Source organism: Ruegeria marisrubri (assembly GCF_001507595.1).
Taxonomy (GTDB): Bacteria; Pseudomonadota; Alphaproteobacteria; order Rhodobacterales; family Rhodobacteraceae; genus Ruegeria; species Ruegeria marisrubri.
The window spans coordinates 184,545-209,857 of the sequence record NZ_LQBQ01000023.1 but is presented as its reverse complement, the minus strand read 5'-3'; the positions used below and the strand labels follow the sequence as shown (position 1 = coordinate 209,857).

23 protein-coding genes are annotated in these 25,313 nt (G+C 63.6%); 7 read left to right on the top strand and 16 right to left on the bottom strand.

The genetic code is table 11. The features are described from left to right. Positions 1–8: 8 nt before the first annotated feature. Together hslU and hslV are read right to left on the bottom strand one after the other, a co-directional pair. Positions 9–1,316 carry an ATP-dependent protease ATPase subunit HslU gene (gene hslU, locus AVO45_RS11690; RefSeq protein WP_068347155.1) on the bottom strand — a complete coding sequence of 436 codons (1,308 nt, stop codon included), beginning with the start codon at positions 1,314–1,316 and terminating at the stop codon, positions 9–11. Between the two features lie 69 nt (positions 1,317–1,385). Further along, positions 1,386–1,943, bottom strand: a complete 558-nt coding sequence (gene hslV, locus AVO45_RS11685) for an ATP-dependent protease subunit HslV (protein WP_068347153.1) — start codon at positions 1,941–1,943, stop codon at positions 1,386–1,388. A 195-nt stretch (positions 1,944–2,138) separates the two neighbouring features. Between hslV and AVO45_RS11680 the strand changes: the two genes are divergently transcribed. Next, positions 2,139–2,333: a DUF1127 domain-containing protein gene (locus tag AVO45_RS11680; RefSeq protein WP_068347151.1), complete on the top strand. Its 195-nt coding sequence runs from the start codon at positions 2,139–2,141 to the stop codon at positions 2,331–2,333. 270 nt (positions 2,334–2,603) lie between these two features. On the opposite strand, the gene trxA is transcribed toward AVO45_RS11680, so the two are convergent. The 8 genes from trxA to regB all read right to left on the bottom strand — a co-directional run bounded on the left by trxA (position 2,604) and on the right by regB (position 14,431). Next, on the bottom strand, positions 2,604–2,924 hold the full coding sequence (gene trxA, locus AVO45_RS11675) for a thioredoxin (RefSeq protein ID WP_068347149.1): 321 nt from the start codon (positions 2,922–2,924) through the stop codon (positions 2,604–2,606). 59 nt (positions 2,925–2,983) lie between these two features. Further along, entirely contained in the window at positions 2,984–6,340 is a 3,357-nt protein-coding gene (addA, locus tag AVO45_RS11670) for a double-strand break repair helicase AddA (protein WP_068347147.1), read from the bottom strand. Beyond that, positions 6,337–9,264: a double-strand break repair protein AddB gene (addB, locus tag AVO45_RS11665; protein ID WP_068347145.1), complete on the bottom strand. Its 2,928-nt coding sequence runs from the start codon at positions 9,262–9,264 to the stop codon at positions 6,337–6,339. The genes addA and addB overlap by 4 nt, the downstream gene beginning before the upstream one ends. Beyond that, positions 9,257–9,943 (bottom strand): nucleotidyltransferase family protein, encoded by a 687-nt coding sequence (locus AVO45_RS11660; RefSeq protein ID WP_068347144.1) that lies wholly within the window; start codon positions 9,941–9,943, stop codon positions 9,257–9,259. The genes addB and AVO45_RS11660 overlap by 8 nt, the downstream gene beginning before the upstream one ends. Next, positions 9,940–10,944, bottom strand: a complete 1,005-nt coding sequence (locus AVO45_RS11655) for an aminoglycoside phosphotransferase family protein (protein ID WP_068347142.1) — start codon at positions 10,942–10,944, stop codon at positions 9,940–9,942. The genes AVO45_RS11660 and AVO45_RS11655 overlap by 4 nt, the downstream gene beginning before the upstream one ends. Beyond that, positions 10,941–11,414: a tRNA (adenosine(37)-N6)-threonylcarbamoyltransferase complex ATPase subunit type 1 TsaE gene (gene tsaE, locus AVO45_RS11650; RefSeq protein ID WP_068347140.1), complete on the bottom strand. Its 474-nt coding sequence runs from the start codon at positions 11,412–11,414 to the stop codon at positions 10,941–10,943. Before tsaE ends, AVO45_RS11655 begins: the two co-directional genes overlap by 4 nt. Positions 11,415–11,455: 41 nt before the next feature. Next, positions 11,456–12,964, bottom strand: coding sequence for a PAS-domain containing protein (locus AVO45_RS11645; protein ID WP_068347139.1), 1,509 nt, complete (start codon positions 12,962–12,964; stop codon positions 11,456–11,458). 69 nt (positions 12,965–13,033) lie between these two features. Beyond that, on the bottom strand, positions 13,034–14,431 hold the full coding sequence (gene regB, locus AVO45_RS11640) for a sensor histidine kinase RegB (RefSeq protein WP_068347138.1): 1,398 nt from the start codon (positions 14,429–14,431) through the stop codon (positions 13,034–13,036). 90 nt (positions 14,432–14,521) lie between these two features. On the opposite strand from regB, the gene AVO45_RS11635 reads away from it, so the two are divergent. The 3 genes from AVO45_RS11635 (at position 14,522) to AVO45_RS11625 (ending at position 17,652) form a co-directional block, all read left to right on the top strand. Then, on the top strand, positions 14,522–15,142 hold the full coding sequence (locus AVO45_RS11635) for an SCO family protein (RefSeq protein WP_068347137.1): 621 nt from the start codon (positions 14,522–14,524) through the stop codon (positions 15,140–15,142). An 85-nt stretch (positions 15,143–15,227) separates the two neighbouring features. Continuing rightward, positions 15,228–15,782 (top strand): ActR/PrrA/RegA family redox response regulator transcription factor, encoded by a 555-nt coding sequence (locus AVO45_RS11630; RefSeq protein ID WP_068347136.1) that lies wholly within the window; start codon positions 15,228–15,230, stop codon positions 15,780–15,782. 154 nt (positions 15,783–15,936) lie between these two features. Then, the gene (locus tag AVO45_RS11625; protein ID WP_240482125.1) at positions 15,937–17,652 is read left to right on the top strand and encodes an adenylate/guanylate cyclase domain-containing protein; all 1,716 of its coding nucleotides are present in this window, start codon (positions 15,937–15,939) and stop codon (positions 17,650–17,652) included. Positions 17,653–17,749: 97 nt separating this feature from the next. Here the strand turns inward: AVO45_RS11625 and AVO45_RS11620 are convergent, their stop codons facing one another. Further along, positions 17,750–18,343 (bottom strand): HD domain-containing protein, encoded by a 594-nt coding sequence (locus AVO45_RS11620; protein ID WP_068347135.1) that lies wholly within the window; start codon positions 18,341–18,343, stop codon positions 17,750–17,752. Between the two features lie 205 nt (positions 18,344–18,548). Between AVO45_RS11620 and AVO45_RS11615 the strand changes: the two genes are divergently transcribed. Both AVO45_RS11615 and ahcY read left to right on the top strand, forming a co-directional pair. Next, the gene (locus AVO45_RS11615; RefSeq protein WP_068347134.1) at positions 18,549–18,863 is read left to right on the top strand and encodes a hypothetical protein; all 315 of its coding nucleotides are present in this window, start codon (positions 18,549–18,551) and stop codon (positions 18,861–18,863) included. Between the two features lie 110 nt (positions 18,864–18,973). After that, positions 18,974–20,368, top strand: coding sequence for an adenosylhomocysteinase (gene ahcY / locus AVO45_RS11610; protein WP_205627889.1), 1,395 nt, complete (start codon positions 18,974–18,976; stop codon positions 20,366–20,368). A gap of 67 nt (positions 20,369–20,435) precedes the next feature. On the opposite strand, the gene trpB is transcribed toward ahcY, so the two are convergent. Continuing rightward, positions 20,436–21,644, bottom strand: a complete 1,209-nt coding sequence (gene trpB / locus AVO45_RS11605; RefSeq protein ID WP_068347130.1) for a tryptophan synthase subunit beta — start codon at positions 21,642–21,644, stop codon at positions 20,436–20,438. A 228-nt stretch (positions 21,645–21,872) separates the two neighbouring features. Between trpB and AVO45_RS11600 the strand changes: the two genes are divergently transcribed. After that, on the top strand, positions 21,873–22,214 hold the full coding sequence (locus AVO45_RS11600; RefSeq protein WP_068347128.1) for a DUF2853 family protein: 342 nt from the start codon (positions 21,873–21,875) through the stop codon (positions 22,212–22,214). Positions 22,215–22,481: 267 nt separating this feature from the next. On the opposite strand, the gene AVO45_RS11595 is transcribed toward AVO45_RS11600, so the two are convergent. Genes AVO45_RS11595 through tsaD form a run of 4 tightly spaced genes read right to left on the bottom strand, consistent with a single transcriptional unit; the run spans position 22,482 to position 25,231 of the window. Continuing rightward, complete coding sequence (locus AVO45_RS11595; RefSeq protein WP_068347126.1) at positions 22,482–22,904, bottom strand: EVE domain-containing protein; 423 nt, start codon at positions 22,902–22,904, stop codon at positions 22,482–22,484. Further along, positions 22,904–23,173: a YciI family protein gene (locus AVO45_RS11590; RefSeq protein ID WP_068347124.1), complete on the bottom strand. Its 270-nt coding sequence runs from the start codon at positions 23,171–23,173 to the stop codon at positions 22,904–22,906. Before AVO45_RS11590 ends, AVO45_RS11595 begins: the two co-directional genes overlap by 1 nt. Before the next feature lies 1 nt (position 23,174). Then, a complete protein-coding gene (locus tag AVO45_RS11585) occupies positions 23,175–24,137 on the bottom strand; it encodes an NAD(P)H-dependent glycerol-3-phosphate dehydrogenase (protein WP_068347122.1) in 963 nt (320 codons plus the stop codon). Further along, positions 24,134–25,231, bottom strand: a complete 1,098-nt coding sequence (gene tsaD, locus AVO45_RS11580; RefSeq protein WP_068347120.1) for a tRNA (adenosine(37)-N6)-threonylcarbamoyltransferase complex transferase subunit TsaD — start codon at positions 25,229–25,231, stop codon at positions 24,134–24,136. The genes AVO45_RS11585 and tsaD overlap by 4 nt, the downstream gene beginning before the upstream one ends. Between the last annotated feature and the right edge of the window lie 82 nt (positions 25,232–25,313).

The window sequence follows — 25,313 nt, the reverse complement described above, 5'->3', positions numbered from 1 at the left end:
CGGCCCGTCTAGAGAACGTAGCGGCTCAGATCCATCGACTTGGTCAGCTCACCGAGGTTCTCCTGCACGAAATCGGCATCCACGGTGATCTGCGCCCCGGCCTTGTCCGGCGCGGCAAAGGACAGCTCCTCGAACACGCGCTCCATGACCGTGTAGAGCCGCCGCGCCCCGATATTCTCGACGCTGCGGTTCACCTCGGCCGCGATCCGGGCCAGCGCGGCGATGCCGTCATCGGTGAACGAGACACTCACGTCCTCGGTGCCCATCAAAGCCGTGTACTGGCGGGTCAGGGCGTTGTCGGTCTCGGTCAGGATGCGCACGAAATCCTCTTCGGTCAGCGCGCGCAGCTCGACCCGGATCGGCAGTCGGCCCTGAAGCTCGGGCAGCAGGTCCGACGGCTTGGCGATGTGGAACGCACCCGACGCGATGAACAGGATGTGGTCGGTCTTGACCGGGCCATGCTTGGTGGAGACGGTGGTGCCCTCGATCAGCGGCAGCAGGTCGCGCTGCACGCCCTCGCGGCTGACATCGGCGCCCCGCGCATCGGCCCGGGCGCAGACCTTGTCGATCTCGTCGAGGAACACGATTCCGTTCTGCTCGACCGCGTCCAGCGCGGTCCGGGTGACGGTTTCGTCATCCAGCAGCTTGTCGGCCTCTTCCCCGATCAGGATGTCATAGCTTTCGGCCACGGTCATCCGGCGCTTGACCGTGCGCCCGCCGAAGGCCTTGCCGAAAATGTCGCCCAGATTCATCATGCCCATCTGGCTGCCGGGCTGGCCGGGAATGTCGAACATCGGCATCGGGTTGGAATGGTCGGCGATCTCGAGCTCGATCACCGTGTCGTCCAACTCGCCCGATTTCAGCTTCTTGCGGAACATCTCGCGGGTCGCCTCGCGGGCGTCCGATCCGGCAATCGCCTCGATCACCCGGTCCTCGGCGGCCTGGTGCGCCTTGGCCTTGACCTCTTCGCGCATGAATTCGCGGGTCTGGACGATGGCGGCATCGGCCAGATCGCGGATGATCTGTTCGACATCGCGGCCGACATAGCCGACCTCGGTGAACTTGGTCGCCTCGACCTTGATGAAGGGCGCACGCGCCAGCTTGGCCAGACGGCGGCTGATCTCGGTCTTGCCGACCCCGGTGGGGCCGATCATCAGGATGTTCTTGGGAAACACCTCTTCGCGCAGATCATCGGGCAACTGCTTGCGCCGCCAGCGGCTGCGCAGCGCCACGGCCACGGCCCGTTTGGCTTCTTTCTGGCCGATGATGAAACGGTCCAGTTCGCTGACGATCTCGCGCGGGGTCAGGTCGGTCATGTGCTTTCAAATCCCGTTGTTTCGCCGGGAACCTAAGCATGGGCTGCGGAAACACAAGGCGGAACCCCGCTATTTCGCGATCCGCTCCACGGTCAGGTTGCCGTTGGTATAGACGCAGATATCGGCGGCGATCGCCATGGCGTCGCGGGCCACCTGTTCGGCGTTCTTGTCGCCATCCATCATCGCCCGCGCCGCCGCCAGCGCGAAATTGCCGCCCGATCCGATCGCGGCCACGTCATGTTCGGGCTCCAGCACGTCGCCCGCCCCGGTGATCACGAACATGTCCGCCCCGTCGGTGACGATCAGCATCGCCTCGAGCTTTTGCAGATATTTGTCGGTGCGCCAGTCCTTGGCCAGCTCGACCGAGGCGCGCGCCAGCTGCCCCGGCGTGGCCTCGAGCTTGGCTTCCAGCCGTTCCAGCAGCGTAAAGGCATCGGCCGTCGATCCGGCAAAGCCCGCGACGATCTCGAACCCGCCGGGGGACAGCCGCCGCACCTTGCGCGCAGAGCCCTTGATGACGGTCTGGCCCAGGCTGACCTGCCCGTCCCCGGCCACGACGACCTCGCCATCCTTTTTCACGCCAATGATCGTGGTGCCGTGCCAACCGGGAAAATCGCTGTCCGCCATGCGTGCCTCCGAACTGTTGAAGTCAGTATATGGGCCGGGTCGCGGGCAAGCGCAACGGCTTAAGGCTGACCCAACGGTATGCATTGCGTGCATTCCGGGGCTGTCGAACCAACAATTGTGAATCGCGGCCCTTGTTCCTAGATGAGACCTGCAACCGACGAGGGGTCGGCTGTTTCTGTTGGAAGGAAATGCGCAATGGCAAACACCGCAAACATCAATGCGCCGCTCGGAGCAGTCACCGTTCTCCATGTAGTGGACGCAATCATCTCGGCCAAGAACGCCATCGTCGAATGGAACGAGGCCCGTGTGACCCGCAAGGAACTGTCCCGGCTGACCGATGCCCAGCTGGACGATATCGGCCTGACCCGCAGCGACATCGCCAAGATCTGATGCCAATGAATCGATCGACCGAATGAAAAGCCGCTCGAAACGACGAGCGGCTTTTTTCTTGTTTGCCGGCGCTGGTCCTGGTGTCTACTTGGCCATGTTGTCCCGCGATCCGGACGAACCGGGACGAGACCGGCAACGCGGGCGGCGTCCCACGGGCAACGGCCAAACCGGTTTGTACAAAACGGAAGAAGACCCCTGAAAACCGCGTACGAAACGGACAAAAAAGAAGCGCCCCTGCGGGCGCTTCGGAAAAATCGTCAGTAGCCGGATTCAGATCGACGACTCGATCCAGCTTTGCAGCGCGGCCTTCGGAGCGGCGCCGGCGCGGTTCGAAACGACCTGGCCATCCTTGAAGATGAACAGTGCCGGAATGCCTCGCACACCCATTGCGGCGGCGGAGTTCGGGTTGCTGTCCACATCGACCTTGGCGATCTTCACCTTGCCGTCATACTCGGCGGCCAGCTCTTCCAGGGCGGGGCCGACCTGCTTGCAGGGGCCGCACCACTCGGCCCAGAAATCCACCACAACGGGGATGTCCGAGTTCTTCACTTCGGCGTCAAAGGTTTCGTCGGTGACGGCTACGGTGGACATGTGTGTCTCCTGAATGAGATGTGCTTGAGACAAGAAATTAGGTGCGGCCCAGAGCGAGGTCAAGGTATCGGGCTGCGGCCCAGCGCCTCTGTCACAAGATCGTGCGGCAGCCACATGAGGTCGGCCGTGCGCGTCCAGAGGATGGCGGTCCTGATCTGGCGATCCGGATAGATCTGGGCCAGCGCCCGGGCATAGGCCCCCATCTGCCGCAGCAGGCCCTCGGGGCAGGTTTCGGGCCGGTCGGGAACGGTGGCGTTCGTTTTGAAATCGATGACCTGAACATCGGTCTCGGTCACGATGAGACGGTCGATGACTCCATGCACCCGGAACGCGCCCAAATCGGCGGTGACCGGCACCTCGGCCAGAGCGTCCGCGGCAAAGACCTGCGCCAGATGCGGTGCGGTCAGAACGGCGGCGGCCTCTGCCAGCAAGCCGTCCCGCTCTGAGGTGGTCACGTCGGGCAGCAGATGCACGCAGCTTTCCGGCCAGTCCCGGGGCTCGAGTCCGGGCAGGTGCTCCAGCAGCAGGTGAATCCGCGTGCCCCGCAATTTGGCGGCCTCCTCGTCCAGCCCCTGATCGCCTGGAAGGGCCTTTGCGCCACCCAGATCAGAGGGGCTCAGGACCTCTGGCGCGGAAACGGGTTCCGGGGCCGGTTTCCAGAACGCCTCCGGCAATGGCGCCGGGATGTGGGTGGCTTTGGCGACATCGGCCGGCGGGGGGGCGTGCCAGTCGCCATGCTCCAGCCGGCGAATGCCTGTGCCGGGAACAAGCGTGGCCCCTGCGCGGCCCATCGCGTCCTCGACCATCTGATACCAGCTGGAACCATCCTTGCCGATATCGCCGGCCGCGGCCACGATCAGCCATTTCTCGGCCCGTGTCAGCGCGACGTACAGCAGCCGCATCCGTTCGTTCAGCTGGCGGGTCTGAGCCTCGGCCCGCGCCCGGGCGATGATGGCGGGCGACAGGTCACGGGACATGCGCCACAAAGGGGTGCCGTCGGCCAGCATCACCTCGTCATCCGATGGTGCCCGCCGCGCGCCGGTATCGGGCAGGATCACGATCGGCGCCTCGAGCCCCTTGGAACCATGCACGGTCATCACCCGTATCATGTCCCCGACCCCGGTCATCTGGCGCTTGATCTCCAGGTCATCCGTCTGCATCCAGACGAGAAATCCGGTCAGGCTGGGGATGTCGGTGCGCTCATAGGCCAGCGCCTGCGACAGCAGCGCGTTGATGCCGTCCTCGGCCTCGGCCCCCAGCCGCCCCAGCAGCTTGCGCCGCCCGTCATGGCGGGTCAGAACCCGCTCGATCAGGTCATAGGGGCGCAGGAAATCAGTGTGATCGCGCAAGTCGTCCAGAACGGCCAGCGTTTCGGGAAATACGTCCGCCCGCTTGCGCAACGCCGTCCAGAGAAACTTCTCCTCGCGCCGATGCGCCAGATCGAAGAGTTGCTGTTCGGTCCAGCCGAACAGGGGCGATTTCAGCACCGTCGCCAGCGACAGGCTGTCCTCGGGCGTGGCGAGAAAGCTCAGCAGCGCGGCCAGATCCTTGACCGCCAGTTCCGCGCCGACCTTGAGCCGGTCGGCCCCGGCGATGGGTAGCCCGGCGGCCTTGCAGGCGCGGATGATCTCGGCAAACAGGTCCGAGCGGCGCTGCACGAGGATCAGGAAATCTCCGGGCCGAACCTTGCGGCGCCTGAGCTGGCCGGGCTTGTCGCCATCCACCGGAATGGTCTCGCCACGCGCGATCATCTGCTTGATCGATTGCGCCACCTGCTCGGCCAGCACCACGTTGTGATGCCGTGCCCCAGGCCGGTCGACGGGGTCGGTCCAGTCGCCCTCTTCCTCCTCCTCGACCTTCTCGACCACCGGCCACAAGTCCACGCGCCCCGGCAGATCGCTTTTGAAGGCGCGGTGCAGCGCATCCTTGTGAAACCCAGCATCGGTGCGGTTTTCGAACACCAGATCGACCAGCCGCAGGATCGCATCCGACGAGCGGAAAGAGAATTCCAGCGTCAGATTCTCAAGGTTAGAGCCTGAATCGCGCAGTCTTTGTCCGAATTCCCGCTGCATCCGGTCAAAGGCCTCGGGGTCGGCGCCCTGGAAGGAATAGATCGACTGCTTCTTGTCGCCGACGACGAAGATCGTCCGCTCCACGTCCGACCGCGCGCCTTCGCCCGAGGTGAACTCCCGCGCCAGTTTCTCGATCACGTCCCATTGTTCGGGGCTGGTATCCTGCGCCTCGTCCACCAGGATGTGGTCGATGCCGCCATCGAGGCGATAGAGCACCCATTCCGCCACCGCCGGGTCGCTCAACAGCTGCCGCGCCTTGAAGATCAGATCATCGAAATCAAGCCAGCCGCGCAGCTGCTTGCGGCGTTCGTATTCCGGCAGGAAAACGGCGGCAAACCGGTGCAGCGCCAGCGATTTCTGCGCCGCCACCAGTGCCAGGCGTTGCTCGCGCGCCGCCTCGACCCGTCGCATCAGGGCGTCAATCTGGGGCATCCTGTCTGCCAGAACGGCCTGCACCACTTTCGTCGGGAAAGAGCCGACCTTGGCCGAGAACGGCGCCTTGGCCCCCGCCCCGGTCAGCAGAACGCTTTCGAGCACGGCCAGGTTGGCAAGCGTCGGCTCGGTGAACGCGGCAAGCTTGTCGGCCGCCTTGGCATTGTTGCCGCCGCTTTCGATCAGCACCGGCAAGATCGAGCGGATCAGTTCCACTTCGCCGCCCAGATAGACGCGGTCCAGCAAGGCCTGTTCATCGAACCCTTCGGGCAGATCGAACAGTCGCAGCAGCGCCGCCCAATCCAGCGGCTGCGCGAACCCGTCGCGGTTCTGCACGATCGCCTTGGTCAATCCGTCGAATCCGGTATCGGTGACGAAACGCGCGACCGCTTCGACCAGATGCCCGTGCGCACTCTCGGCCATGTCCTCGACGATCTCTTCGCGCAGCAGCGCGGCGGCGCGGTCCTCCATCTCGGAGAATTGCGGGCTGACCCCGGCCTCGAGCGGGAATCTGCGCAGCAGCGAGGCGCAGAACGAGTGGATCGTCTGGATCTTCAGCCCGCCCGGCGTCTCGATCGCCCGCGCAAACAGCGTGCGCGCATGGGCAAGCCGTGCGGGATCGATGCTGCCATCGACGCCGAGATCGGTCAGTTGCGCCTGCAGCGCGGCATCCTCCAGCATCGCCCATTGCCCCAGCCGCTTGAACAGCCGGTTCTGCATCTCGCTGGCGGCGGCCTTGGTGTAGGTCAGGCACAGGATGTGCTGCGGCTGCACGTCGTTCAGCAGCAGCCGCGCAACGCGGTCGGTCAGAACGCGCGTCTTGCCCGAGCCGGCATTGGCGGCCAGCCAGGTCGAGGCATTCGGGCGCGCGGCCTGAACCTGGCGCTCCGTCGCTTCGTCGCGCGGGGTCATGTCAGATCCTCCGGCCTGGGCATGGCGGTGCGGTCCCATTCTCCGAACCGGGCCAGGTGGTCATAATCCCCGACATCGCTGTCCCGGTGCAGCATCCGGCGCGAGGAAAAGCCCTGATCAGGCTCTAAATAGGCCGAAATCAGCTGTCTGAGCTCGGCCAGCACCTTGTCGGCCGGTTCCTCGTCCAAGGGGGCCGCGACCTCTTTGTAGGTGCCGCCCATGCCGATGAAGACCGCCTCGGCCACGGGCATGGGATCGAAACCGTCGATGCCGTATTGCTCGGCCAAGGCGGCTTCGATCAGCAGTTGCTTGTCGAACTTGGCCTGTTGTTTCCGGGTGGGTGGCTGGCCGGTCTTGTAGTCATAGATCCGCAGCGCGCCGCGGCTGTTGAGGTCGATGCGGTCGGCGCGGCCCACGATGGTGAAATCCAGCGGATCGAGGCGCGCTTTCATCTTGACCTCGAAGGCGACCGGGCCGCCATCGGCGTGGCGGTCGGCCTCGGCGGCCAGAAACGCATCTGCGATGCGCTCCAGCCGTGCCAGCCAGAGCTTGCGGGCGGTGGGCCAGGCGACATTTTCAACCAGAAGCGCCTCGGCGCGCTTCAGAAAGTTCTCGCGGGTCAGAAGGGCCCCGTCCAGCACGCTGTCCTTGACGAAATGCTCGAGGATCTCGTGGATCACGATGCCGCGCAGCAGGGCATCCGGGGCCTGTACCAGCGGATCGAGCGGTTTCAGCTGCAGGACGTGCTTGGCATAGATCGCATAAGGGTCGCGGATCAGCCGCTTGATCTCGGTCACCGACAGTTGCCGCGGCCGCGCCTTGACGGGTGGCCGGGGCGACGGGCGCGCGGCGGCGGGGATCGGTGGCGCGTCCTCCAACTGCTTGGACCAGTCGAGCCATTGCTGCCCGCGCCCGCGCATGGCTGCCAGAACGTCGGGGCCGCCCTGACCGGGAAGCCCCTGCAACAGGTTGGTCAGGCGGTTCAACCAGCGGGACGGCACGGTTTCGGCATCTTCCGAGCGGGTTGCGCGGGTCAGCCAGACCTCGGGCGCGCCGATCGCCTGCTGGAAATCATGCGCCGAAAGCCCGATCCGCCGCTCGGGCAGCAGCAGCCCGGCCTTGTCGCGCATCTGGCGGTTCAGCCACGGGTCGGGAGAGGCGGATTCGGGCCAGCTGCCTTCGTTGAGCCCACCGAGGATCAGCAGGTCGGCCCCCTGCACCCGCGCCTCGAGCGTGCCCCAGATCATGATGCTGGGATGCGGCGCATCGCGGTCGCGGACTTCCTCACCCGCAAGCAGGGCCCCTAGAAGGTCAGCAAAGTCGCGGGCCGTCATCGGGCCGCCATGCGATGCCTCGTCCTCGAGCGCGGTGATCACCGACAGCGCCTTTTGGCCCGCATTCTTGTCCCAGAGCGGACCGGGTTCGCCGGTGCTGCCGGCCGAGATCGCCTCGGCCAGGCGCCGCAGGCGCTGAACCCAGTCGGTCAAGGGCAGCTCGCCTTGCACCACCTGACCGCAGAAATGGGCCGAGAGCCAGGCCAGCCAGTCCTCGGGCACGTCCTTGCGGGTGGCGAAGGCAGCCAGGCTGTCTGGATCGGGAAACGGGGGGCCGTTGTGGCGCAGGTCCAGTTCCAGATCGCGCGTATGCAGCAGATGCGCGCCCCGGTCTCCGCCGCCATGACAGAGCGGGTGTTTCAGCAGGGTCAAGAGCGCCTCGCCGTCGAGACGACTGACGAACAGCGCCGCCACATGGCGCAGGAACCGGCCCGGCGGCGAGAGTTGCAGCGGCAGGCCCGCACTGTCGTCCGGCAGGATGTTCCAGCGGTCCAGCGCGGCGCTGACCTGTCGGGTCAGCATCCGGTCGGGCGTGATCAGGGCGGCGGTCTGGCCGGTTTCCGCCGCCTGCCGCAGGCGCAGGGCGATGGCCAGCGCCTCGGCCCGCGGGGACTGTGCCTCGACCAGCGTGACGTTCGACATGGCCTCGTCGAGATCGGTCAGAAGCGGGCCTTCGGTCATCCACGCATCGGTGACGGGCGCCGGGCGCAGCGCCAGCGAAACCAGCCGGTTGCGGGCCGGCGAGGGCGGCTTGTCATCGGTCCAGCGCAGGATCTCGGAAGGCGCGAGGTCAAGCTCGCGCATCAGCTTGCGGAACCGGAATTGCGGGTGATCCTCGGACAGCAGGGCGTCATCCAGCCCCGACCAGACGTGATCCGGCTGATCAAAGTCGTATCCGGGCAGGATCAGAGCGCCCTGGGGCAGGCGGGCCACCGCCTGCATCAGCATCAGGGTCGTGCCGCGCGAGCCGGTGGAGCCGGCAAGAATGACCGGGTGCCGCGGAGGCGCGTCCTGCCAATGTTCGATCAGGTTTTCGACGACGCGGCGCTGGCGGGCCTGAACATCCAGCGCGTCGTCATCCGCGGCGATGAACCTGTCCGCGATCTCGATGAAGGCCTGCGCCCGCGCCCAGTGACCGGACATGTCGCTGACATCCAGTTCGCGGATCGCGGCCGGCGCAACGCCCTCGCCCTGCATCTCGTCGATCAGCGCGGCCAGGCTGTCGGCCAGATCGAACAGCGAGGACCGCGCGGCAAGGTCCGGCTGCTCGTCCAGCAGCTTGGCGATCAGCTGGGTCAGTTCCAGCCTGCGCCGCAGCGGCGGAACGGCCGGGGGCAGCTTGGCCAGTTCGGCGCTTTCACCAAGGTCCGTCACCAGCGACAGGCGCGGCAGCAGGCAGGCCGGCCCCTGATCGAACAGGTCGCGGATGCGCCGGGCCATGCGGCGGGTGTTGACCACCAGCTGCACCCGCGCCAGCGCCTCGGGCGGCAGATGGGCGCTGCGCTGTCGCAACCCCGACACCAGCGCCTTGGGAAAATCCACCCCGGGCGGAACCGCGAAAACCCTTGGTTTCGTCCCGGGTTCAAACATCGGCCAGCATCTCCTCGGCCAGCGAGATGCCGCCGGGATGGCCGACATCGCACCAGCGGCCGGGATAGGTGAGAGCGAACAGCCGGTTTCGCTGAAGCATCCTGTCCCACAGAAGGTTGAGCGAGAATGCCCGTTCCTCGAATTCCGCCAGTTCCCCGGTGCGGATGATCTGCGCCCCGCCATAGATCAGACCGGGCCCACGCCGTATCCGCCCCTCGGCGTCGGCAACGAAGTCACCTGCCCCGGAATGGCCCACCGCCTGCGCAACCGGTACGCACATCAACAGGGCATCCATCCTCTCGGGATCCCAGGCTTGGCGCAGCATCCTCAACGGATTGGGGCCGGCCCAGATCGCGTCCGTGTTCAGTGTGAACACCGGGTCGGACTGCAAAAGCGGCATGGCCGCGCGCAACCCGCCCCCCGTTTCGAGAATCTCGGGCTCTTCGCGTGACAGCAGAACGCCTTTCGGCGCCAGATGCGCCTCGAGCTGATCCGGCAGATAGTGCAGGTTGGCTACGATCCGCGACACGCGCGCGCCTTGGGCAAGATCGAGTGCGTGGTCGATCAGCGGGCGGCCGGCGACCTCGATCAGCGGTTTGGGCCGGTCCCTGGTCAACTCTTTCATGCGGGTGCCGAAACCCGCGGCAAAGAGCATCACGGCGTCGGGGCTTCTCGTCATGCCACCCTCAGCCTGTCCAGGTTTTCCGGTGTCGGGGGCGGCAGGGCCTCGCGCAGCATGTCCGCCACTGACGCCAGTGCGGGATGGTCGAGGTCGCGCATCAGATGCGCCCATGTGGCCGGGATCATGTCCACGTAGCGTGGCTTGCCGTATTCAGTGGCCAGACGGGCGAACACGCCCAGAATCCGCAGGTTGCGCTGGGCGCCCAGCACGGCATAGGCGGTGCGGAACCCGTGATCGTCGATGCCGGTCGCCTTGATGTAGCGGTTGACCATCGTCATCTCGATCCCGGCCGGCACCGTGCGGCGGACGTCCTGCAACAGCGACACCAGATCATAGGCCGGGTGGCCCAGCATGGCGCACTGGAAATCCAGCAGCCCCACGCGCTTCACGCCCTCGCGATCCGGCAGCCAGATCAGGTTTTCCGCGTGATAGTCGCGCTGGATCAGAACCTTGGGTCCCTGAACCTCGCGGTGCAGGATGTCCTCGAACCGGCGCTCAAACCGCTCTCGCCTGCCATCGTCAGGCTCTCCGGTGATGCCGCTTGCGTATTTGGTAAAGGCCAGCGCGGCCAGTTCCGTCATCAGCGCCGGCCCGTAGCTGTCGAGAGGAATCGTCGGAGCCTCGAAAAGCGTGACCAGAACATCCGTCGCCGCCTCGTACAGCGTCCGTTCCATCTCGGGGTGCTTCTCCAGGAGGCGGGCAAACAGGTCGTCGCCCAGATCCTCGAGCAAAAGGAAGCCGTGTTCGGCATCTTCGGCATAGATCTCGGGTGCGCTCAGGCCAATTGAGCGCAGGTGGTTTGCGATCCTGACGAATGGTCGGACGTCTTCACCCTTTTCGGGTGGCGCATCCATCAGGACGGCGGTGCGGCCGGTCTCGGGATCGGTCAGGCGTTCATACCGGCGATTGGAGGCATCTCCGGCCAAAGGCGCGCGGGTCGCGTTCGCCCACGGAGTCCGGGCGATCAGGGCCTCGGCCAATACCGTCCGGTTCGTCATGAAAGCATCTCCAGCAGGGGCGACCATTTCGGATCAGGTCCGGAAACCGTCAAGTGCCTGGTTTCCTCGTGTTCGGGATCGGTCGCGAAAGTGAGTGTCAGGGCCGAGGGCGGCGCCAGTGGGCCCAGCTTGTCAGGCCATTCGACAAGGCAAATGGCGGATTCGAATGCCTCCGAAAGGCCTAGCTCTTCCAGCTCTTCGGCCGCGGACAGGCGGTAGAGATCTGAATGCCAGACCTCTCCCCTGGTCGTGTCATAGACCTGAACCAGGGTGAAGGTCGGAGAGGGGACATCCTCGGGCGCGACCATCAGCGACTGGATCAGACTGCGGGCAAAGTGGGTCTTGCCGCTGCCGATTTCGCCGCGCAGCAACAGGCAGTCACCCGGCTGCAATTCGGCCCCGATCCGCGCCGCGATATCCGCGGTTTCCTCGGGGGATTCGGGGGTCAGTTTCACGAGCGTGGACGTCATGGCGCCACAATGGCCCCGAGCGGAGTCGGCTGCAAGCCGGATCAGGTGCCGACCGGTTCCAGTTCCGAGTTTTCATATGCCTCCACGCCGAACCTTACGATCGTCGCCCCGTTCTGGATCGGGCTGACCGTGCAGGTCATGGACGTGCCGCTGCGCGCGCGGACCTGCGCCGACCACTCGGCCCGGTTTTCGCGCATGTCCACGAAATCGCGGATTTCACCCCAGATCGGTGTGGCAATACATTGGTCCTGCCACATTTTCGTCGAGTCCAGCACCGATGTCTGGACAAAGCCCGACTCGGGATTGTCACCCCAGAGTTTGTGATACGCGTCATTGGTGAAAGCCAGCGTGCCGTCGGCCGAAAAGACCGCGATCGCGTCCGCCAGCTTGTCGAGAATGGCCTGAACAAGCTCCAGTTCGGATCGGAACCGCCGGGTCAGGGTGATCTCGGCGGTAATGTCCTCGAACAGGAATGCCACCGCACCGTCCGGGTGCGGGCGGCCGCTGACCGAGTAGACAGAGCCCGACGGCAAAGACCAGGTCTCCTGGTATCTGCCGTCCTGCGCAGCTTCGAGAAGGTCGTCCATCTGCTTGCGCCAACCGCGATAGTTCTTGGGCTCGGGCATCATGTTGTTGTTCCGGAGCTGGTCGAAAAAGCTGGAAATACTGGGCCGGCAGCTCAGGAAATCGGCGGGCAGGCTGGTCAGATCGACGAGTGCGGGGTTGAACAGCGCCAACTGTCGGTTGCGATCGAAAATCGCCAATCCGATCGAAAGCTGCGCAAAGGTCTTGGCCAAGGTCTGAACGAATTTGCGCTGGGCAATTTCGGCCTCGACGATCGCATTGATGTCGACGGCATAGCAGAGCATGTCAGGCTCGCATTCCACCGTGGTCAGATCGAACCATAGCCTTCGGTCCGACTTGTCTGCGGTGATGGACACCCGCCTTTTCTTGCCGAACTGTCCGCTCTCCTCGGGATTCGGAAACAGCGGCAGGGTCAGATCCGCAGCTGCCCCACGAATCCGGCGCGCCAAGGCGACATAGGCGGCATTGCACCACCGCACCTTGCCGTCGGCCTCGCACAGCCAGACCGGATAGGGCGCCTTGTCCATGGCCAGCCGCATGGGGTCGTTTGCCGGGCCGCCCTTATGGTCCGAACGGGGAAGCTCGGTCAGATCGCGCAGCTGCACCCGAACGATACCGTCGATCCACTCGCACAGAACCTCTCTTTCGATCGCATGGTCGATTGCAGGTACGGTGATGGTTCCGGCGGTGCGCACGGCGTCGGGCGCATCGGGAAACTCCGGGAAATCCCGGCGCAGCAATTGTCTCAGGCCGCCCCAGTCGGTGACGTCCCGATAGCCGGCCAGAGCGATGTCCGAATGCGCGACCAGCCTGTCGCCGTCGAACAGGAACACGGCGTCAAAAATGGAATGCGGAGACAACAGGCCAAAGGTCGTATCCCGGCGCCGCCGCCGCGGTGACAACCACAAGACGGCGAGGCCGGACGACAAGAGGCTGATTGCGCCCAGAATGATCCAGTCGGCCATGAATTCTGCCCGTGCCAGTCTAGTCCGTCCAGGAAAACATGGAGCGACAAAGGTTAACGACGTGTTAACTCAGACCTGGAATTTCTCGTTGAGGCCGGACGGGACGGGGTAGTCGCCGATCTGGGCGTCGATCAGGTTCCGCGGCCAGATCACTCTGACCACGGCGCCTCGCCGGTCGGGCTGGTCCGTCAGGGTCTGGTAGGGATCGGAGCCGTTGGCGAATTTCAACTGCGCGCCGCTGCGTTCCAGCAAGGTCTTGGCGATGAACAGACCCAAACCCATGCCTTCGTATTCCGGGCGTGTCTTCTGGTCGGACTCGGCCCGCCGCCGCCGGACGAAGGGGTCGCCGATGCGGCCGATCATGTGAGGCGGAAATCCGCGCCCGTCATCCATGATGCTGACGGCGATCCAGTCCTCGGTCCACTCCGCCTCGACCCAGACATTCGTACGGGCGAAATCCACGGCATTCTGAATGAGGTTGCGCAGCCCGTGGATGATCTCGGGCTTGCGCAGGATCGAGGGTTGCTGAACGTCTCCGCCCTGCGCCGGCCCCTCGTCGAAATGGATCTGCTTGCCGCGGTTGAGATGCGGTTCGGCGGCCTCGTGCACCACCGTCGACAGGGGGGCCTGCCGCAGGTGCAGATCGTCCTTCCCGGCCCGCCCCATGTTCCTCAGGATGTCGCGGCAGCGATCCGCCTGGTCCCGGATCAGGGCGGCGTCCTCGCGCAGGTCCGGGCGGTCGTCCAATTCCTCGATCAGTTCCGAACTGGCCAGCTTGATCGTCGCCAGCGGCGTTCCAAGCTCGTGGGCGGCGGCAGCCACCACGCCGCCCAGATCCGTCAGCTTCTGTTCGCGGGACAGCGCCATCTGGGTGGCGGCCAGCGCCTCGGACATCGACTGGACCTCGGAGCTGACGCGGTGCGAATAGGCACCCAGAAAGACGATTGCGATCACGATCGCCACCCAGTTGCCAAAGACGAAAATGTCGGGGATGCGCATGACGAAGCCCATATCCGTCCGCAACGGCAGGTGAAACTGGGCCAGAAGCGTGACGAGAAAGATCGCCACACCACCGATGATCATGGTGGAACGCAGGCTCATCACGTTTGCCGAGATCGTCACCGGACCCACCAGCAGCAGCGCAAACGGGTTGTGCAGGCCGCCGGTCAGGTAAAGAAGGAAGGCAAGCTGCAGCAGGTCGAACAGAACCATCAGGAAGTTCTCGAACTCTGACAGGCGCTTGTTTTCCGGGAATATCAGGATCGCCGTCAGGTTGCCCATGACCGAAATGCCGATTGCGAAATAGCACAGGCCCAGTTCCAGCTGCAGGTCGTACATGCGCTGGGCGACGGTGATGGCGATGATCTGTCCGATGATCGCGACCCAGCGCAGCAGGATCAGCGTGCGGAGGCGAATCCAGCTGCTGCGCTCGTGCCCGCGCCAGAGGCTCATGTTGGATTCTGCCATCGGTCGATTATGTCCTGTTGCAACCGCTGGCTACCTTGATAGGTGTCTGCGGCAGAACGATCAACTGTGCCAAGCCTCGGGTGAGATACCATGAATCGGATTTATGCCATTGCCGCCGCCGCCATCGTCATCGTCTCGCTGGCAATCACCTGGCTGCTTGCGGTCGGAGGTGGGTCGGATGACCGGTTCGCCCAATGCCGGGCCGGGCAGGTCGCGGGCGGCACGGCCGCGATCGGCGGGCCGTTCGAGCTGGTGAACTCCAAGGGGGAAACGGTCACCGACAAGGACGTGATCACCGGCCCTTCGCTGCTCTATTTCGGTTACACTTTCTGCCCCGACGTCTGCCCGCTGGATACCTCGCGCAACGCCGAAGCCGTCGATATCCTGGAAGAGCGCGGCCAGATGGTCACGCCGATCTTCATCTCGATCGACCCCGACCGCGATACGCCCGAGGTGGTGGGCGAGTTCGCCAGCAACCTGCACGAGCGGATGATCGGCCTGACCGGCTCGCCGGAACAGGTCAAGGCGGCAAGCAAGGCCTACAAGACCTATTACAAGGCTCAGGACAAGAGCGACGAATACTACCTGGTCGATCATTCGACCTTCTCATACCTGGTCCTGCCCGAATATGGGTTCGTCGAGTTCTTCAAGCGGGATGAGACGGCCGAGGAGATGGCCGACCGGATCGGCTGCTTCCTGGAAAACATGTAGCCGAAACGGGGCGTTTGACCTTTCCTGAGGCGCTGGTAATACTCGGCGGCAAGCCAACGACCCAAGAACAGCGGAAAGTAAGAGCATGGCCGAAACCACCCAGCTTGAAATCGGACCCGACAAGTCGCTGTTGCTGGTAGATGATGACGAGCCGTTCCTGCGGCGTCTGGCCAAGGCCATGGAGAAACGCGGGTTCGAGATTGAAACCGCAGCGTCGGTTGCGGCGGGTCGCGCGATCGCAACCGCGAGGCCGCCCGCCTATGCGGTGGTCGATTTGCGGCTCGAGGACGGCAACGGGCTGGATGTGGTCGAAGTGCTGCGTGACAAGCGGCCTGATTGCCGGGTCGTGGTGCTGACCGGATATGGCGCGATCGCCACGGCCGTCGCGGCGGTCAAGATCGGGGCGACGGATTACCTGTCGAAACCCGCCGACGCCACCGACATCACCAACGCGCTGCTGGCCAAGCCGGACGAGCTGCCGCCGCCACCGGAAAACCCGATGAGCGCCGACCGCGTGCGGTGGGAGCATATCCAGCGGGTCTATGAGCTGTGTGACCGGAACGTCAGCGAAACCGCACGGCGGCTGAACATGCACCGCCGGACCTTGCAGCGGATTCTGGCGAAACGCAGCCCGCGGTAATATCGTGCCGCGCTACGCCGGCTCGAAGTCCAAGTTCGTTTAATAGCAAGCTGGAATGGCTGCAGCGCGGACAAAGCAGCCGGTCGAAGTTCGTGCGAAGATTCCCAAAACAAGATGTCTTTTCCACGCAACGTATTATGCGTTACGAAGAGACATGACCGGAGACCGTAGACTGTCCGCAGTACTCTCGGCCGATGTAGTGAACTACTCGGGCCAGATAAAGGCGGATGAGAACAGAACTCTCAGCGAACTCCGTGTCCTGCGTCGAGAGTTATTCGATCCATTGGTTAGCGATCATCGCGGCAATATCGTAAAGAGAATGGGCGATGGATGGATAGTCGAGTTCAACTCGGTCTCGGACGCTGTGCGGTGCGCCCTCGACCTTCAAAGCCAAGTGTCAGCCCAGTCTTCACTTAAACTGCGAGTGGGCGTTCATCTGGGAGATGTAGTATTCGACGAAGATGACATCTTCGGCGACGGGATCAACATAGCCTCGCGGCTACAAGAGGCTGCCGACGAAGAGGCTGTGTTGATTTCCGATGTCGTCCATCGCAGCCTTGACGAGAGGCTGGCCGAGCAATTTCACCGCGCTGGCGAACGGCAGTTCAAGAATGCCCCGTCACCAGTGGAAGTATTCCAATGGTCGCCACCCGGCTCCGCTCCACCGCGAGTGACGCCAGCCAGTCACTCGAAGTCATTGCTGATCGGCGTCCTGCCCTTTGACAATCTTTCTTCTGACCCCGATCAGGAATTTTTTGCCGATGGCATTACCGAAGAGATAATTACCACTCTGTCAAAACTCCCGAACCTACTGGTCGTCGCGCGGAATTCCACTTTCGTCTACAAGGGGCGCTCCGTGGATGTGAAACAGGTCGGACTGGAACAAGGAGTCGATCTTGTTCTCGAGGGAAGTGTCCGCCAAAGCGGTAGTCGTGTGCGAATTACTGCGCAGCTGATCGACGCGAAGTCCGGAATGCACATTTGGGCAGACCGGTTTGATCGCCTGATAGAAGACGTATTCGAGGTTCAGGATGAAATTGCCCTGAGAATTGCGACTGAGCTTCAAGTCGAATTGCTGGCAGGCGAGATGGCGCGTTTCAGAGGTTCGGGGACTAAAAATCTGGATGCCTGGACTGCTCAATTGCAAGCCGTGGAGGCGTCGCGCAGAATAACAAAGGAAGCACAGGCTGACGCTCGCCGGTTTGCTCAGCAGGCAATTTCCCTGGATCCTGGCTACTCTGCGCCATATTGCACTTTGGGGTTCATTTGTACTGTCGAAGCAAGGCACGGCTTTGTAGCAGACCGAAATGCGGCGCTGGCCGAGGCACGTGACTGCGCTCGACGTGCTCTGGAAATAGACAGCTACAACCCAGAGGCTCACGCAATTGCGGGTTTCGCGGATGCAATCGATGGCAAGCTGGAATCGGCTATCGAGAAGTTCAACGAAGCACTGCAGCTAAATCCAAACCACGCTGATGTGGCTGCAAGGCTGTCGATTACATTGGCATTCAATGCGCAGGCAAAAGAAGCTATCCGCGTGGCGCGGCAAGCCATTACTCTCAACCCTCATTATCCGGGCTGGTATGCTGGCGTTCTGGGCTTGGCCCTTCGGCTCGACGGTCAATACGAGGAAGCCAAGAAGGCATTCACCGAATACGGTCAAAGGGTTGAAGGTTTTGGGCACCTCGACCTCGTAATCGTACACGTGGAAACGGGTAACGTTGAGGCCGCTCGCGGAGAAGCACGGAATGTGATGAAATATCGCCCTCAGTTTTCCATATCAGACTGGGCGAAAACTCAGCTTTTCTCTGATGCAGAACGATTGGAGAAAGACTGCGCGTCTCTGCGTTCGGCCGGCTTGCCCGAGTAAGTGCAACGCTGATTTTCAGCAACGCAATTCTTCTTGGAAACTGATAGCCACTGTGTCCGCTCCGGGCTCAAAGCGGACATCGGACGGGCATCACGTGCTACAGCTCCGCCAACAGCTCCGCATGCCGCGCCAGATACGCTCGGCGCACCTCAATCGGTGGTCTTAGCGTGATCTGCAACCCCTCCATCAGCGCCTTGTCCGGTCGGCCGAAGAACTTGGTTGCCTCGGCTTCTGAAAACCCCGCGATCTGGGTCGCTTCCATCCAGGCACTGATCCGGTCGGCCCGCTTGATCTGTTTCTTGATGGTCTTGGGAATGGCGGCCGGCAGGCCGAAGCGGATGTGAATGGCCGCTGACAGGCGATGGTCCAGCTCTCCGTAGCCCGGTCCAACGGCAGCCTTCACCGGTGAAATCATGTCGCCGATCACATATTCCGGCGCATCATGCAGCAATGCCGCCAGCCGCCATTTGACCGGTGCCTTGGGAGCGATCCGACCGAACAGCTCTTCGACGAGCAGGGAATGCTCGGCGACGGAATAGGCGAAGTCCCCCTTGGTCTGACCGTTCCAGCGCGCCACGAAAGCCAGCCCGTGCGCGATATCCTCGATCTCGATATCAACCGGGGTTGGATCCAGCAGGTCCAGACGGCGCCCCGACAGCATCCTCTGCCACGCTCTGGGTTGTGTTGCCATTCTGCCATGCCCCCTTTGCCGGCCGTGCCCGCGCCGTGGAATTGTGGTATCCTGAATACATCTTGATCACATGCTGCCGACGCCTTCTTGAAGGACCGTGCTTTGAAGCGGCGCGTGCTGATCACGATATCAAGTGGCGTGGGGGGCGTGCGTTCCTCCCCGCGCGTCCCCCACACAGCGAAACCTGTATCGAAAGGAGCTTGCCATGTTCAAGCGTTTGTTCGGTATTGCCCTTGCCTTTGGCATGGCCGCGACCGCGCCCCCTGCGCTGGCCGCAAGTTGCGCGATGCGAGACACCATCATCGCGAAACTGCAGGAAGCCTACTCCGAAGAGCTGACCTTCGGGGGGCTGCAAGGTGTCAGGGGCGGGCAGACGGTGATGGAGGTCTGGGCGTCGAATGAAACAGGCACGTTCACGGTTCTGCTGACGCACCCCAACGGGGTAAGCTGCATCGTGGCGGCCGGAACGGACTTCTTCCAGGCGTCACCCAAGGAAAAGGCCAAGGGTACGGCCAGCTGAGCCCAGGCGCGGCAACGCGCCGAATTGGATGTTCGGCCATCGTCGTTGCCACTGAACTCAAGGAGTGTTAGTGGCATCCCGGATCAGGATTTACCGGAATGGAGCATCTGATGGCCGGGGACTATATCATCAAGGACATTTCACTGGCCGAGTTCGGCCGCAAGGAACTGGATATTGCCGAAACCGAAATGCCGGGCCTGATGGCCCTGCGCGCGGAATACGGCGACAGCAAGCCGCTCAAGGGCGCGCGCATCGCGGGTTCGCTGCACATGACGATCCAGACCGCCGTTCTGATCGAAACGCTGGTCGCGCTGGGCGCGGAGGTGCGCTGGGCCTCGTGCAACATCTTCTCGACCCAGGATCACGCCGCCGCCGCGATCGCTGCCGCCGGCATTCCGGTGTTCGCGATCAAGGGCGAAACGCTCGAGGAATACTGGGATTACGCCGACCGCATCTTCCAGTTCGAGGAAGGCGGCGCCAACATGATCCTCGACGATGGCGGCGATGCGACGCTGTACATCCTGATGGGCGCCCGCGTCGAAGAGGGTGAGACCGACATCATCGAGAACCCGCAGTCGGAGGAAGAGGTCGCCCTGTTCAACCAGATCAGGAAACGCCTGAAGGAGAGCCCCGGCTGGTTCACCAGGCAGCGCCACATGATCAAGGGCGTTTCCGAGGAAACCACCACCGGCGTCCATCGTCTCTACAAGATGATGGAAAAGGGTCACCTGCCCTTCCCGGCGATCAACGTGAACGACTCGGTCACCAAGTCGAAATTCGACAACAAGTATGGCTGCAAGGAATCGCTGGTCGATGGCATCCGCCGCGCCACCGACACGATGATGGCCGGCAAGGTCGCCGTGGTCTGCGGCTATGGCGACGTGGGCAAGGGATCGGCCGCGTCCCTGCGCGGTGCCGGCGCCCGCGTGAAGGTCACCGAGGTCGACCCGATCTGTGCCCTGCAGGCCGCCATGGACGGGTTCGAGGTGGTTCTGCTGGAGGACGTGGTCTCGACCGCCGACATTTTCATCACCACCACCGGCAACCGCGACGTGATCCGCATCGAGCACATGCGCGAGATGAAGGACATGGCCATCGTCGGCAATATCGGCCATTTCGACAACGAGATTCAGGTGGCCAGCCTGAAAAACCACAAATGGACCAACATCAAGGACCAGGTGGACATGATCGAGATGCCCTCGGGCAACCGCATCATCCTGCTGTCCGAAGGCCGCCTGCTGAACCTGGGCAACGCCACCGGCCATCCGTCCTTCGTGATGTCGGCCTCGTTCACCAACCAGGTTCTGGCCCAGATCGAGCTGTGGACCCGGGGCGATCAATACGAGAACAAGGTCTATATCCTGCCCAAGCACCTGGATGAGAAGGTCGCGCGCCTGCATCTGGATCGCATCGGCGTCAAGCTGACCCGGCTGAGCTCGGAACAGGCGGATTACATCGGCGTCAAGCCGGAAGGCCCGTTCAAGCCGGAACACTACCGCTACTGATTGCGGTCAATTGCGCAGTATCGAAGGGCGGCCCGTATCGGGGCCGCCCTTTTACATTGCGGATGCGTCAGGCGTTGTCGCCAAAGCCGAAGGTCTCGGTGACATAGTCGATATCCTTGTCACCGCGGCCAGACAGGTTGATCAGGATCGACTTGCCCGGGTTGTTTTTCGCTTCGCGCATGGCGAAAGCCACGGCATGGGCGCTTTCAAGCGCCGGGATGATGCCTTCGTGCCGGGACAGCGCGTAGAAGGCGTTCAGCGCCTCCTTGTCGTCGGCGGCCGTGTAGTTGGCGCGGCCGGTGCGGTAGAGATGCGCGTGCTCGGGCCCGACGCCGGGATAGTCCAGCCCCGAGGCCACCGTGTGCACCGGCGCCGGTTCGCCGTTCTCATCGACCAGAACCATGGTGCGGAAGCCGTGGATGTCGCCGTCCTGACCATAGGTGATGGTGGCCGCGTGCTCGCCCAGTCGCGACGAGGTGCCCAGCGGTTCGACCCCGTAGAGCTCGACGCCTTCGTCCTCGATGAAGCCGGCGAAGATGCCCATCGCGTTCGAGCCGCCGCCGACGCAGGCCGCGACCATGTCCGGCAGGTCGCCGGTCATTTCCAGGAACTGTTCGCGCGCCTCGATGCCCACGATGTGCTGGAAGTCGCGCACCATCTTGGGGAACGGGTGCGGGCCGACCACCGAGCCGATCGCGAACAGCGCGGTATCGGCCTGGTTCAGATAGCTCTGGAAGGCGCTGTCCACGGCCTCTTTCAGCGACCGGCCGCCGAATCCGACCGGCACCACCTCGGCGCCCAGCAGCTTCATGCGGGTGACGTTGGGGGCCTCTTTGGCGATGTCGATCTCGCCCATGTGGATCTCGCACTCCAGGCCGAAATAGGCGGCCGCCGTGGCCAGCGCCACGCCGTGCTGGCCCGCGCCGGTCTCGGCCATCAGTTTGGTCTTGCCCATGTGCTTGGCCAGCAGGCCCTCGGCCATGCAGTGGTTCAGCTTGTGGGCGCCGGTGTGGTTGAGGTCTTCGCGCTTGGCATAGATCTGGGCGCCGCCGCACAGGTCGGACAGGTTCTTGAGGTAGGAAACGGGCGTCGGCCGCCCCTGGAAATGCTTGCGGATGTAACGCAGCTCCCGGATGAACTCGGCCGATTTGGATATCTTGTCATAGGCCTCGGAGATTTCCTTGAAATGCGGCTCCAGCGGGGGCGGCAGCATCGCGCCGCCATACTCGCCGAAATAGCCGTCCCGGGTCGGTGTGATCTTGAGGTATTTGGTCATTCCTGTCCGTTCCAATGAATTTGTCGCACGAAGGGATAAGACCGAAGTCGCGCGAGCCTGCCAAGAAACGATTTTGTCGCGGATACCGAAATTTGCCGCCTTCACTGTTCCCTGCCCGGATCTTCATGCCGGTCGGGCGGAAATCTCTTGTCCGGTTCTCCTTGACGGGTAATCTTCGGAGATCGAAGCCGAAAATTCGATTTCAACTAAGACACAGGGAGAGATTTGATGGGCAAGCGTGATGAACTGATCGCAAAATATGCCGATGACTTGAAAAACAAATGCGGGATGGAACCCGACATGGACCTTTTGACCAAAGTGACCATCGGCTGCGGGCCGGCGATCTATGACGCCGATGCATCCACGGTCGCCGCGACGCAGGAAGGCGAGCTGGAGACGGTCAAGGAGAACTTCCTGATCAAGAAACTGGGTCTGTCCGACGGGCCGGAACTGATGGAGGCGATCAACAAGGTGATCGACACCTATGGCCAGTCCGAGCGCAACAAGTATCGCGCGGTCGTCTATTACATGCTGACCAAGCATTTCGGAAAGGAATCCGTCTACGGTTGACCCGGCGGGCAGGACGCGCCCGCGATCCCGCGGGCGCTGACGATTTTAGCTATATTCTAGGGACTTACAGTTTGCCCGAACCTGCCGAAACAGGTTAGACATGGGGGCAAGACCAGGACGGTCGGAACCAGAGAATTCAATTCGCGTGTGGTGGTAGGGAGCACGCGGGGTGGGGAAGGTTCCGCGTCGTCGGGGCCTTCCCGTTTTCCTTTCAGAACAGCGTCAGTAACGGTTCGGTCATTAGGCTTTGGTTGACGGAATGTCCGATCAATCGGGTCTTGTCTGCCCCAGTTCGCAGATCGCCGCCCATTCGGCCTCGGTGACAGGCTGCACTGACAGGCGCGAATTCTTCACCAGCACCATGTCTGCCAACCTTGGGTCGGCCTTGATCTGCTCGAGCGTCACAGGGGTTTCGAAGGGCCGCACCGCCTTGATATCCACGCATTCCCAGCGGTCGTCATCGGTGGTGCTGTCGCGATGTGCCTCGGCGCAGACCTCGACGATACCGACGATCGCCTTGTCCTTCTGCGAATGGTAAAAGAATCCGCGGTCGCCCAGCTTCATCTGGCGCATGAAATTGCGAGCCTGATAGTTGCGCACGCCGTCCCATTCCTCGCCCGCGTCGCCCTTGGCGACCTGCTGATCCCAGCTCCAGGTCGAGGGTTCGGATTTGAAAAGCCAGTAGGCCATCAGCCGATCACCTTTTTCCACGGGATCAGCTCGACCGACTGGAACAGGCCTGCCTTGGCGTAGGGGTCATTGTCGGCCCAGCGTTGCGCCGCCGCCATGTCCTCGACATCCAGAATGACGAGCGACCCGATCATCTGGTCGCCATCCAGCAAAGGCCCGGCCTGCGAGACCACACCGGTTTCCTCGATATAGGCGAGATGCGTAGCACGGTTGTCGAGACGGGTTTGCAGGGCGCCCTCCTTGTCGCGGGCAATCAGGGCTATCAGCATGTCATTCCTCCTTCAGGGGGCGCGCCAGCAGCTGGGCCATGGCGTCGTTCAGGGTCAGGCTGTGATCCACCAGGCCGGTGACACAGCGGGTAATCGGCATGTCCAGCCCCAATTCGAGGGCCTTGGCATTGACGGCGTGGGCGGTCGCGACGCCTTCGACGGTGATCGACGGATCGAACGACTCACCCCGGCCGAGGGCGAGCCCGAGCCGGTAGTTGCGCGAAAGCTCCGAGGTGCAGGTCAGCGCCAGGTCGCCAAAACCGCTGAGCCCGGCAAGGGTCTCGGCCTGGGCACCGAGCGCCAGCGCCATGCGCTGCATCTCGGCATAGCCGCGCGTCATCAGGGCCGCCCGCGCGCTCTCGCCCAAGCCGGCCCCGATCACCGCGCCACAGGCGATGGCCATGACATTCTTGAGTGCGCCGCCCAGCTCGGCGCCGATCGTGTCGGTCGTGCGATAGAGCCGTAGGTTGGCGGTGGTCAGTTCCTCCTGCAGCGCCGCGCTCAGATCGGCCTCGGCGCAGGCAAGCGTCAGGGCGGTCGGCAGGCCGCGCGCGATGTCCTGCGCAAAGCTGGGGCCGGTCAGAAGCGCCGGTCGGGCATCGGGCAGAACCTCGGAAATGATGGAGACCGGCCCCATCCCGGTTTTCAGCTCGATCCCCTTGCAGCAGGCGACCAGAACATGACGGCCCAGGGCCTCGGTGTGATCGGCAAGCGCCTGGCGCAGTTTTTGCATGGGCACGGCCAGCAGCACCGTCTCGCAGGCCTGCACGTCGGCAATATCGGCGGTGACGCGCAGCGAGTCGGGCAGGCGCACCCCCGGCAGGCGCAGCGCGTTTTCGCGGCCGGTCTGCATCAGCTCGGCCTGTTCGGCGGAGCGCGCCCACAAGGTCACCGGCCCCTTGCCCGCAAGCGAAACCGCCAGTGCGGTGCCAAAGGCACCCGAACCCAACACGGCGACACTCATGCCTTGGCCCCCTTCTTGCCGCTGCCCAGCAGCGCCGGGCTGCTCTTGTCCAGAGGCCAGCGCGGGCGGGCGGTCAGGTCAAGCCCGTCGCGGGCGCCCGTGCGGAACCTCTCGAGTCCGGCATAGGCGATCATGGCGGCGTTGTCCGTGCACAGGCTGTGCGGCGGCGCGGTGAATTTCGCGCCCTGTTCCGCGCAAACAGACTCTAACGCGGACCGAATGGCGGTGTTTGCGGCCACCCCACCGGCGACGGCGACCACCGGCTCGGGCGGGTTTTCTTCCATGTAGCGGCTGAGCGCGCGTCGCGTTTTCTCGGCCAGTGTCTCGACGATGGCCTGCTGGAACCCGGCGCAGAGGTCGGCCCGGTCCTGCCGGGTCAGCCCACCCTTTTCGGCAACGATCTGATCGCGCATCCGCATCAGGGCTGTCTTGAGCCCGGAAAAGGACAGGTTGCAGTCGGGGCGATCAAGCAGCGGGCGCGGAAAGCGGAACCGGTCGGGGTCGCCCTCGCGCGCCTCGGCCTCGACCGAGGGGCCGCCGGGTTGTGGCAGGCCCAGAAGGCGGGCGGTCTTGTCAAAGGCCTCGCCCGGCGCGTCGTCGATGGTGCCGCCGAGGCGGGTGAACTGCTCGGGCCCGTGGACGATCAGGTATTGGCAGTGGCCACCCGAGACCAGCAGCATCAGGTAGGGATAGGCGATGGCGTCGGTCAGGCGGGGGGTCAGGGCGTGGCCGGCCAGATGGTTGACGCCGATCAGGGGCAGGCCTGTCGCCGCGCTCAGACCCTTGGCGCACATCACGCCCGACATGACGCCGCCAATCAGGCCGGGTCCGGCAGTCACGGCGATGGCGTCCAGATCGGCCAGTTCCAGCCCGGCCTCCTCCAGCGCCTGCCGGACGCAGATATCCAGCTTTTCGGCATGGGCGCGCGCCGCGATCTCGGGCACCACGCCGCCATAGGCGCTGTGCAATTCGGTCTGGCCATGAACGATCGAGGACAGAACCTGCGCCGGTTCGCCCTCGGTCTGCCGGACAACCGCGGCCGCGGTGTCGTCGCAGCTGCTTTCCAGTCCGAGTATCGTTAGTGTTTGCGCCATTCCGTTTAACCGTTGCATGATGGTTGCACAGCGGGGTATCACCCCACGCGCAGTCAAACAATCCCGAGGTCGAAGGCATCGC

What these genes read in the sequence shown, in the direction of transcription:
- hslU (WP_068347155.1), bottom strand. Translation starts at nt 1,316, where the DNA reads ATGACCGACCTGACCCCGCGCGAGATCGTCAGCGAACTGGACCGTTTC.
- hslV (WP_068347153.1), bottom strand. Translation starts at nt 1,943, where the DNA reads ATGGCGGACAGCGATTTTCCCGGTTGGCACGGCACCACGATCATTGGC.
- AVO45_RS11680 (WP_068347151.1), top strand. Translation starts at nt 2,139, where the DNA reads ATGGCAAACACCGCAAACATCAATGCGCCGCTCGGAGCAGTCACCGTT.
- trxA (WP_068347149.1), bottom strand. Translation starts at nt 2,924, where the DNA reads ATGTCCACCGTAGCCGTCACCGACGAAACCTTTGACGCCGAAGTGAAG.
- addA (WP_068347147.1), bottom strand. Translation starts at nt 6,340, where the DNA reads ATGACCCCGCGCGACGAAGCGACGGAGCGCCAGGTTCAGGCCGCGCGC.
- addB (WP_068347145.1), bottom strand. Translation starts at nt 9,264, where the DNA reads ATGTTTGAACCCGGGACGAAACCAAGGGTTTTCGCGGTTCCGCCCGGG.
- AVO45_RS11660 (WP_068347144.1), bottom strand. Translation starts at nt 9,943, where the DNA reads ATGACGAGAAGCCCCGACGCCGTGATGCTCTTTGCCGCGGGTTTCGGC.
- AVO45_RS11655 (WP_068347142.1), bottom strand. Translation starts at nt 10,944, where the DNA reads ATGACGAACCGGACGGTATTGGCCGAGGCCCTGATCGCCCGGACTCCG.
- tsaE (WP_068347140.1), bottom strand. Translation starts at nt 11,414, where the DNA reads ATGACGTCCACGCTCGTGAAACTGACCCCCGAATCCCCCGAGGAAACC.
- AVO45_RS11645 (WP_068347139.1), bottom strand. Translation starts at nt 12,964, where the DNA reads ATGGCCGACTGGATCATTCTGGGCGCAATCAGCCTCTTGTCGTCCGGC.
- regB (WP_068347138.1), bottom strand. Translation starts at nt 14,431, where the DNA reads ATGGCAGAATCCAACATGAGCCTCTGGCGCGGGCACGAGCGCAGCAGC.
- AVO45_RS11635 (WP_068347137.1), top strand. Translation starts at nt 14,522, where the DNA reads ATGAATCGGATTTATGCCATTGCCGCCGCCGCCATCGTCATCGTCTCG.
- AVO45_RS11630 (WP_068347136.1), top strand. Translation starts at nt 15,228, where the DNA reads ATGGCCGAAACCACCCAGCTTGAAATCGGACCCGACAAGTCGCTGTTG.
- AVO45_RS11625 (WP_240482125.1), top strand. Translation starts at nt 15,937, where the DNA reads ATGACCGGAGACCGTAGACTGTCCGCAGTACTCTCGGCCGATGTAGTG.
- AVO45_RS11620 (WP_068347135.1), bottom strand. Translation starts at nt 18,343, where the DNA reads ATGGCAACACAACCCAGAGCGTGGCAGAGGATGCTGTCGGGGCGCCGT.
- AVO45_RS11615 (WP_068347134.1), top strand. Translation starts at nt 18,549, where the DNA reads ATGTTCAAGCGTTTGTTCGGTATTGCCCTTGCCTTTGGCATGGCCGCG.
- ahcY (WP_205627889.1), top strand. Translation starts at nt 18,974, where the DNA reads ATGGCCGGGGACTATATCATCAAGGACATTTCACTGGCCGAGTTCGGC.
- trpB (WP_068347130.1), bottom strand. Translation starts at nt 21,644, where the DNA reads ATGACCAAATACCTCAAGATCACACCGACCCGGGACGGCTATTTCGGC.
- AVO45_RS11600 (WP_068347128.1), top strand. Translation starts at nt 21,873, where the DNA reads ATGGGCAAGCGTGATGAACTGATCGCAAAATATGCCGATGACTTGAAA.
- AVO45_RS11595 (WP_068347126.1), bottom strand. Translation starts at nt 22,904, where the DNA reads ATGGCCTACTGGCTTTTCAAATCCGAACCCTCGACCTGGAGCTGGGAT.
- AVO45_RS11590 (WP_068347124.1), bottom strand. Translation starts at nt 23,173, where the DNA reads ATGCTGATAGCCCTGATTGCCCGCGACAAGGAGGGCGCCCTGCAAACC.
- AVO45_RS11585 (WP_068347122.1), bottom strand. Translation starts at nt 24,137, where the DNA reads ATGAGTGTCGCCGTGTTGGGTTCGGGTGCCTTTGGCACCGCACTGGCG.
- tsaD (WP_068347120.1), bottom strand. Translation starts at nt 25,231, where the DNA reads ATGGCGCAAACACTAACGATACTCGGACTGGAAAGCAGCTGCGACGAC.